This is a genomic window from Nonomuraea maheshkhaliensis (assembly GCF_039529435.1).
In the GTDB taxonomy this organism is placed as follows: Bacteria; Actinomycetota; Actinomycetes; order Streptosporangiales; family Streptosporangiaceae; genus Nonomuraea; species Nonomuraea maheshkhaliensis.
This window is the reverse complement of sequence record NZ_BAAAMU010000222.1, coordinates 1-8,270: the sequence shown is the minus strand read 5'-3', so window position 1 is coordinate 8,270 and position 8,270 is coordinate 1. Positions and strand designations below refer to the sequence as shown.

7 protein-coding genes are annotated in these 8,270 nt (G+C 71.6%); 2 read left to right on the top strand and 5 right to left on the bottom strand.

The window, feature by feature from the left end; translation table 11 throughout:
- On the bottom strand, nucleotides 1–1,373 hold a 1,373-nt coding region (locus ABFX54_RS54910), incomplete at its 3' end, for a sensor histidine kinase (RefSeq protein WP_346115301.1).
- 52 nt (nucleotides 1,374–1,425) lie between these two features.
- A complete protein-coding gene (locus ABFX54_RS54905; protein ID WP_346115300.1) occupies nucleotides 1,426–2,142 on the bottom strand; it encodes a response regulator transcription factor in 717 nt (238 codons plus the stop codon).
- A gap of 102 nt (nucleotides 2,143–2,244) precedes the next feature.
- Between ABFX54_RS54905 and ABFX54_RS54900 the strand changes: the two genes are divergently transcribed.
- Nucleotides 2,245–3,018, top strand: coding sequence for a phosphotransferase (locus ABFX54_RS54900; protein ID WP_346115299.1), 774 nt, complete (start codon nucleotides 2,245–2,247; stop codon nucleotides 3,016–3,018).
- A 38-nt stretch (nucleotides 3,019–3,056) separates the two neighbouring features.
- Here ABFX54_RS54900 and ABFX54_RS54895 read toward each other — a convergent pair whose 3' ends face one another.
- Genes ABFX54_RS54895 through ABFX54_RS54885 form a run of 3 tightly spaced genes read right to left on the bottom strand, consistent with a single transcriptional unit; the run spans nucleotide 3,057 to nucleotide 6,193 of the window.
- The gene (locus tag ABFX54_RS54895) at nucleotides 3,057–3,962 is read right to left on the bottom strand and encodes a carbohydrate ABC transporter permease (protein WP_346115298.1); all 906 of its coding nucleotides are present in this window, start codon (nucleotides 3,960–3,962) and stop codon (nucleotides 3,057–3,059) included.
- A gap of 3 nt (nucleotides 3,963–3,965) precedes the next feature.
- The gene (locus tag ABFX54_RS54890) at nucleotides 3,966–4,880 is read right to left on the bottom strand and encodes a carbohydrate ABC transporter permease (protein WP_346115297.1); all 915 of its coding nucleotides are present in this window, start codon (nucleotides 4,878–4,880) and stop codon (nucleotides 3,966–3,968) included.
- The gene (locus ABFX54_RS54885) at nucleotides 4,877–6,193 is read right to left on the bottom strand and encodes an extracellular solute-binding protein (protein WP_346115296.1); all 1,317 of its coding nucleotides are present in this window, start codon (nucleotides 6,191–6,193) and stop codon (nucleotides 4,877–4,879) included. The genes ABFX54_RS54890 and ABFX54_RS54885 overlap by 4 nt, the downstream gene beginning before the upstream one ends.
- Nucleotides 6,194–6,616: 423 nt before the next feature.
- On the opposite strand from ABFX54_RS54885, the gene ABFX54_RS54880 reads away from it, so the two are divergent.
- On the top strand, nucleotides 6,617–8,270 hold a 1,654-nt coding region (locus ABFX54_RS54880; protein WP_346115295.1), incomplete at its 3' end, for a glycoside hydrolase family 3 protein.

Genomic DNA, 8,270 nt, shown 5'->3' with positions numbered 1-8,270 from the left:
CCCCCCCCCCCCCCCCCCCCCCCCCCCCCCCCCCCCCCCCCCCCCCCCCCCCCCCGCCCGCCCCCCCCCCCCCCCCCGCCGCCGGGGCCGTCGGCGGAGTCGCCGCCGGGGGCACAGGGCGGGCCGGCGCGGTAGAACCGCTCGAAGACGTGCGGCAAGTGCTCGGGATCGATCCCCGGCCCTTCGTCACGCACCTCGACGAGCGCCGTAGCCGGATCGCGTTCGCCCACCCGCACCCGTACGGCCGCCCCCTCCGGCGTGTGCGCGACGGCGTTGCCGACCAGGTTCTCCACCACCCGGTGCAGGCGGTGCTCGTCCCCGATCACCCGCACCGGCCGCTCACCCAGCACCAGCTCGATCGAGCGCCCCGGATGCCGGGCCCGCGCGCCGTGCACCACGTCACCTGCGATGACGTGCAGATCCACCTCGGTCAGGTCCAGCGCCCGCTCCTGGTCCAGCCGCGCCAGCAGCAGCAGGTCCGCCACCAGCACGCCCATCCGCTCCGCCTCGCTCTCGATCCGGCTCAGCAGCCGCGCCACGGCCGGGTCCTGCCGGCTCCCGCCGTGCCGGTACAGCTCGGCGAACCCGCGGATGGAGGTCAGCGGCGTGCGCAGCTCGTGCGAGGCGTCGGCGAGGAAGTGGCGCAGCCGCCGCTCCGAGCGCTCCCGCTGGCGCAGCGCCTCGGCGAGGCGGCCGAGCATGACGTTGAGCGCGTGGCCGAGCCGCCCGGTCTCGGTACGCGGGTCGCTGTCGGACACCCGCCGCTCCAGGTCGCCCGCCGCGATGGCGGTGGCCGTACGCTCCATCCTGGTCAGCGGGCGCAGCCCGAGCCGCACCACGGAGTGCGCGAGCGTCCCCAGCAGGACCAGCACCAGCGCGCCCGCCGCCGCCTCGATCAGCAACAGCTGCCGTACGGTGGCACGGTTGTCGGCCAGGGAGACCGAGACCGCGGCCCGGTTCCCGTCCGGCAGGCGCAGCACGATCGTGCGCCACTCGTCCGCGCCCGACCTGGCCGGCACCGTGAACGGCCCGGGCGGCGGGTCGATCACCGCGCGAGCGGGAACGGCGGGCCCCTGGCCGGAGCCCGGCACGCGGCGCAGCTCCGCCCCCGACGGGGTGAAGAAGGCGACCCGGAACTGGCTGGGCAGCTCCACGTCCCGGTCCGGCGGAGGTGGCGCCGGACGGGGCGCCGGCGGACGCTTGGCGAACGAGGCGGCGAAGTCGGTGAGCTGCGTGTCCACCCGCGACATCAGCGACCGGTCGAGCAGCAGCACCCCGGCCGCCGCGAACACCGCCAGCGCCGCCGCCGACAGCCCCAGCAGCGCGGCGAGCAGCCGCCGCCGCAACGGCCACACCCGCCCCAGCGGTCTCATGCGCCGCACCGCCTTGCCGTCGGTCCCGCAGGCCCCATCCGGCTCCGCGTTCTCATCGGCCGCGTTCCAGCAGGCGCTGGTCACGCAGCGAGTACCCGACCCCGCGCAACGTGTGGATCAGCGGCGGCCCATCGGCGTCGATCTTGCGCCGCAGGTAGCTGATGTACGACTCCACGATCCGGCTGTCGGTCCCGAAGCCGTGGTCCCACACGCGGTCGAGGATCTGCGACTTGCTGACCACCCGCTCCGCATTGATCATCAGATACCGCAGCAGCCCGAACTCGGTCGGCGACAGGTGCACGGGCCGCCCGCCCCGCCGGACGACCCGGGTCTCCTCGTCCAGCTCCAGGTCGGCGTAGCGCAGCAGCCCGTCGTCGCAGGACTCCTCGCGCGGCCCCGTACGGCGCAGGATGGCGCGGATGCGCAGCACCACCTCCTCCAGGCTGAACGGCTTGGTGACGTAGTCGTCGCCGCCCGCCGTCAGCCCCGCGATCCGGTCGGCCACCGTGTCCCGCGCGGTCAGGAAGAGCACCGGCGGCCCGCCGCCGTCCGGCCGCAGCCGCTGCGCCACCGCGAACCCGTCGAGATCGGGCAGCATCACGTCCAGCAGGATGATGTCGGGGCGCTCCCGCCCGACGGCGTCGAGGGCCTGCGTGGCCGACGCGGCCGTGCGCACCCGGAACCCGTTCAGCTCCAGGGCGTCGAGCAGCAGTTCGCGGATGTTGGGCTCGTCGTCCACCACGAGCACCATGGGTGAGTTGGCCGGCATGACGCCTGTTCTACCCGCTCCACCTGGGAATTCGGTGAAAAAACGCGATGCGCGGCCGCCGGGCCGCGTGGCACACTGGCCTGAAGCGATCAAGGAGGGGCGGTGCCCGGGGAAGAGGTGCTGACCGGCGGCGGGGTCAACCACGTGGTCAGGGCGGGCGCCACCGTACGCCGTCCGGCCGGCCCCTGGACGCCGGCCGTGCACGCGCTGCTGCGCCACCTGGAGGCGCGCGGGTTCACCGGCGCGCCGCGCGCGCACGGGCTCGACGAGCAGGGGCGGGAGGTCCTCGACTTCGTGCCGGACGAGGCCGCCGTCTACCCGCTGCCCGCGTGGTCGCGCACCGACGACGCCCTGGCCGGGGCGGCCCGGCTGCTGCGCGCCTACCACGACGCCACCGCCGGCTTCACGGCCCCGCCGGACGCGGTCTGGTACTTCCCGCCGGTCGAGCCGGCCGAGGTCGTCTGCCACGGTGACGTGGCGCCGTACAACTGCGTGTTCCGGGAGGGGCGGCCGGTCGCGCTGATCGACTTCGACACGGCGCACCTGGGCCCCCGGATATGGGACGTGGCCTACGCCGCCTACCGATTCCTGCCGCTGCACGAGCCGGGCGACCTCGACGGCCTGCCGCTCGGCGAGCAGGCGCGCCGCCTACGGCTGTTCGCCGACGCCTACGGGCTCGGCGAGGCCGATCGCGCGGCGCTGGTGCGCACGGCGCGGGCCCGCCTGGAACACCTGGTCGCCTTCATGCGCGAACGCGCCGCCGCGGGCGACGCGGCCTTCGCCGGCCACGTCGCCCGCGGGGACGACCGCTTCTACGAGGCCCACATGGAGCACCTGAGCCGCCACGAGAGCGCTCTCACAAGCGCGCTCACATGACGCGCTCACATGACGCGCTCACCTGAAAGGCGGGCGGCTCACTTGCTGAAGCCCGCCGTGAGACCGCTGAGCAGCTGCCGGCGCCCCACCACGTACAACAGGAGGATGGGCAGCGTGGTCAGCACGACCGAGGCCAGCACCGCGGGCACGTTGATGCTGTACTGACCCTGGAACGACCACAGCGCCAGCGGCAGCGTGCGCTTGTCGGGGCTCTGCGTGAGGATCAGCGGCAGCAGGAACCCGTTCCAGATCTGCAGCGCGTTGTAGACGGTCACCGTGACCACGGCCGGGCGGGTCAGCGGGAACGCCAGCCGCCACATCGTCACCTGCTCGGTCGCGCCGTCGATCCGCATCGAGTCGAACAGTTCCTTCGGCACGTCCCTGATGAAGTTGGCCAGGATCAGCACCGACAGGGGGATGGCGAAGGCGATCGACGGCAGGATCAGCGCCATCAGCGTGTCGTACAGGCCCAGCTTGATGATGATCAGGTAGATCGGGATCACCGTGGCCTGCAGGGGGATCGCCAGCCCCATGAGGAACAGCGAGTTCGTGTAGCGCAGGAACCGGCTCTCGCGGCCCGCCCGCACGATCGCGTACGCCGCCATGAAGCTGAACAGCACGGCCGGTATGACGGCGCCGAGCGTGGCGATGACGCTGTTGACGAAGTACTGCGGGAAGTCCGCCTCGATGACCATCCGGTAGTTGGCCAGCGTCGGCTCCGACGGTGGCATGAGCGGGTTCTCGGCGTAGTACTTGCTCTGCGACTTGAAGCTGGTGATGACGATCCAGTAGATCGGCACGATCACGATCGCCAGCCAGATCACGCTGCTCACGCCGGCCAGCCAGTTGGGGCGCTCGCGGCTGCGGCGCTGCCTGCGGCGGTGGCGCGGCTCCGGGTCGGGAGCGGCGATGTGCTCGGGGGCTCTGGTGGGGACGGTCGTCATGCGTCAGGCCCCTTCGAGCTGGCTGTGGGAGGAGTCGCGGCCGCCGAGCCGGCGCAACAGCAGCGCCAGGACGAGGCCGACGAGGACGAGGATGACCGCGATCGCGCTGGCAGGACCCATGAGGTTGGCCTGGAAGCCGCGCTTGTACATGTCCAGGGCCAGCACCCGGGTGGCGTCGCCGGGACCGCCCGCGGTGAGCACGAAGATCAGGTCGAAGAAGGTCAGCGAGCCGACCACCATGAGCGTCGACGACGTGATGATCGTGTACTTGAGCTGCGGCAGCGTGATGCTGAAGAAGCGGCGGACACGGCCCGCGCCGTCGAGCTCCGCGGCCTCGTACATCGAACGCGGGATCTGCCGTACGCCACCCTGGTAGATCAGCGAGTGGAACGGGATGAACTGCCACGACACCACGAAGATGACCACGCTGAAGGCCAGCACCGGATCGCCCAGCCAGTCCTGCACCAGCAGGGGGATCTGCAGCCCCGCGCCGAGGCCGAAGTTCGGGTCGAGCAGCGCCTTGAACGTGATCGCCAGGGCCGCCGAGCTGAGCAGCAGCGGGATGAAGTACAGCACCGACAGGACCGCGCGATAACGCTGGTGCCCGGCCAGGAAGACGCCCATGAGGATGCTCGCAGGGGTCTGGACCGCCCAGGACGCCGCCATGACGAGGAAGGTGATCCACAGCGCGTGCGGGAGACCGGGGTCGCTCAGCACGGCCCGCCAGCTGTCGAACCCGGCGGGATGGATCTCGCCGAGCCCGTCCCACGCGGTGAAGCTCAGCACGAGGACGCCGATCAGCGGGATCACGCCGAAGGCGACGAAGAACAGCAGAGCGGGAAGGGCCAGCCAGCTGAGGGAGCCGCCGCCCCGGCCCGCCTTCGCGGAGGGCCGGGTGGCGGTCGCTACCGCGCTCACTTGCCGATGACCGCGTTCATGTTCGTGGCGAACTGCTGCGGCGAGATCGACAGCTGGAAGAGCTTGGAGATGTTGTCGAGCAGCACCTCGGCGGCGGTCGGGCTGAGCGCCTGGTCCCAGGACTGGGCGAAGGACTTGGCGTTGACCGCGATGCCGTACACGAAGTCGAGGAACGCCTTGTCCTTGGAGCCGGTGAACTGGGCGTCGGCGCCCTTGACGATCGGCACCGCGCCGGTCTCCACCCACTCCTTGACGGACTGGTCGCTCATCAGCTCGGTGGAGAAGAACTTCTTGGCGATCTCCTTCTGCTCGGGCGTGGCCTTGGAGGAGATCGACATGTACTGGCCGGGGTTGCCGACGGTGTTGCCGGGGTCGCCCTTGCCGCCGTCGATCGGCGGGAAGTTCATGTAGCCGAGGTTGCCGCCGGAGACGAAGTCGCCGCCGTCGGTGGACATGCTGCCGTACGTCCAGCCGCCGTGCAGCATCATCGCGGCCTTGCCGGTGTAGAGCAGCGCCTGGTCGGCGTTGGAGTCGGCGGTGATCGAGGAGAAGCCCTTGACGAACCCGTCGGCCTTGATCAGCTCCTGCATCTTGCCCAGGGCGTCGATGGCGACCGGGTTGTTCCAGGCGTCCTTCTCGCCGTCGAACACGGCCTGGAACACCTCGGGGCCGCCCAGCCGGTCGAAGAGGAACTCCAGCCACATCATGTTGGTCCAGCGCGACTGCCCGCCGAGCGAGAACGGCGCGATGCCCTTGGCGTTGAACTTGGGCACCAGGTCCATGATGTCGCCCCACGACTGCGGGGGCTGGGCGCCGATCTTGTCGAAGGCGCGCTTGTCGTAGTAGAGGACGATCGGCTGCATCGTCTCGCACGGCATCGCGTAGATCTTGCCGTCGATGGTGGCCGCGCCGAAGGAGGAGGGGAACAGCCGGTCCTTGAGTGCCGCGTTCTGGCCGAACCACTCGGTCAGGTCGTCGACCTGGCCGGCCTGCACGTAGCTGCGCAGACCGCCGCCGCCCCAGCCCCAGATGATGGTGGGCGCCTGGCCGGCGCCGATGGCCGTCTTGATCTTCGTCTTGTACGCGTCGTTCTGGAACGTCGTACCGGTGATCTTGCCGTTGGGGTTGGCCTTGTTGAACCGCTCGACCGTCCTGGTGCGCACGCCCTCCTGCGGCTGCGTCGACAGGTACCAATAAGTGGCGCCGCCGCCACCACCGCCGCCACCCGTGGCGCCGGTGCCTCCGCCCGCGCCGGTCTGGGTGGGTCCCGAGCTGCCGCACGCGGCGAGCGCGGCCCCCAGGGGAAGGCCCATGGAGAGGCTGAGGAATGTGCGGCGAGACGTTGTCCTGGACTCCACGCTGATCTCCGTACTCGAATGCCGCGGGCCGGGGGGTCGCGGCGCGTCTGGTCACTGGATGCGCAACTGGATGAGTTGGCCGACGGTCGTGGAACGGCATCGCGGCGATGCCACTCTTCCACCCCTCCTCGTGTCAGCTCATCGAAACATTTTCGACATGACCGCGGGGTTCGCCAATCTAGGTTTCGGCAATAAGGGTGTCAAGACCTTGTCGATCAAGTAAGCCCTGGAAATCCCGGCGAGCGCGTGTAAGGTACTCTCGCGCACGCCTTCAGCAGGCGCTTCGGATGATGAAGGTTCGGCGCGGCGGTCTGGTCACAGTCTCGAAACATTTCGAAAGTTTGCGACAGCGCCGCACCTCTTTAAGGAGTGCAGTAGATGACGGCTCTAGACCGGACCCCCACGGCGGGCAGGGCCCTGCGCCCATGGCAGGACCCGGCGCTCGCCGTGGCCGACCGAGTCGACGCCCTTCTCACGGAGCTGACCCTTGAGGAGAAGATCGGCCAGCTCGGCAGCCGGTGGATCGGCAACGACATGCTGGAGCCCGACCAGGACCCAGCTCCCGTCCAAGGATCCGAGCCGGAGACGCTCAACGTGGCCCCGATGCAGGACGTGTTCGCCGCCTCCGGCACCGTCCCTCTCGACGAGGCCGTCCGCGACGGCCTGGGCCACCTCACCCGGGTCCACGGCAGCGCCCCGCTCACCGCCGCCCAGGGAGCGGCCGAGGTCGTCCGGCTCCAGCGGGCCGTCGTCGAGGCGTCCAGGCTGGGCATCCCGGCGATCGTCCACGAGGAGTGCCTGACCGGCTTCACCGCCTACGGCGCCACCGTCTACCCCGCCGCCATCGCCTGGGCCGCCACGTTCGACCCCGGGCTGGTGCGGCGGATGGCCGCCGCGATCGGCCGCGACATGCGGGCCGTGGGCGTGCACCAGGGGCTGTCACCGGTGCTGGACGTGGTCCGCGACTACCGGTGGGGCCGGGTCGAGGAGACGATGGGCGAGGACCCGTACCTCGTCTCCACCCTCGGCGCCGCCTACGTGGGCGGCCTGGAGAGCGCCGGGATCATCGCCACGCTCAAACACTTCGCCGGCTACTCCGCCTCGCGCGCCGCCCGCAACCACGGCCCCGTGCCGATGGGCCGGCGCGAGCTGATGGACATGATCCTGCCGCCCTTCGAGGCGGCCATCGCGCTCGGCGGCGCCCGCTCGGTGATGAACTCCTACTCCGACGTCGACGGCGTGCCCGCCGGCGCCGACCCGTGGCTGCTGACCGAGGTGCTGCGCGAGGAGTGGGGGTTCACCGGCACCGTCGTCTCCGACTACTGGGCCGTCCCGTTCCTGGCCACCATGCACCACGTCGCCGCCGACCCCGCCGAGGCGGGCGTCCAGGCGCTCACCGCCGGCATCGACGTGGAGCTGCCCGACACGCTCGGCTTCGGCCGGCACCTGGCCGACCGGGTGCGCCGCGGCGAGCTGCCCGAGGCGCTGATCGACCGGGCCGTGCGCCGCCTGCTCACCCAGAAGGTCGAGCTCGGGCTGCTCGACCCCGACTGGACCCCCGAGGACTCGGTCGCCGGGGCCGCGGACGTGGACCTCGACTCGCCGGGCAACCGCGCCCTGGCCAGGGAGCTGGCCGAGCGGTCGATCATCCTGCTCGACGCGGGGACCGCCCTGCCGCTGCTCGGCGAGGGCCGCGCCGCGCCCCGCCGCGTCGCCGTCGTCGGGCCCGCCGCCCACGACCCGCGTACCTTCATGGGCTGCTACGCCTTCCCCAACCACGTCCTGCCCCGCCACACCGGCCTCGGGCTCGGCTTCGACGCGCCGACCGTGCTCGACGCGCTCGCGCGCGAGCTGCCCGGCGCCGAGCTGCGTTACGAGCGGGGCTGCGACGTGCGCGGCGACGACCGCTCCGGCTTCGCGGCCGCGCTGGACGCCGCCCGCGAGGCCGACGTGTGCGTGACCGTGGTGGGCGACCTGGCCGGGCAGTTCGGCGGCGGCACCTCGGGCGAGGGCTGCGACGCGACGAGCCTGC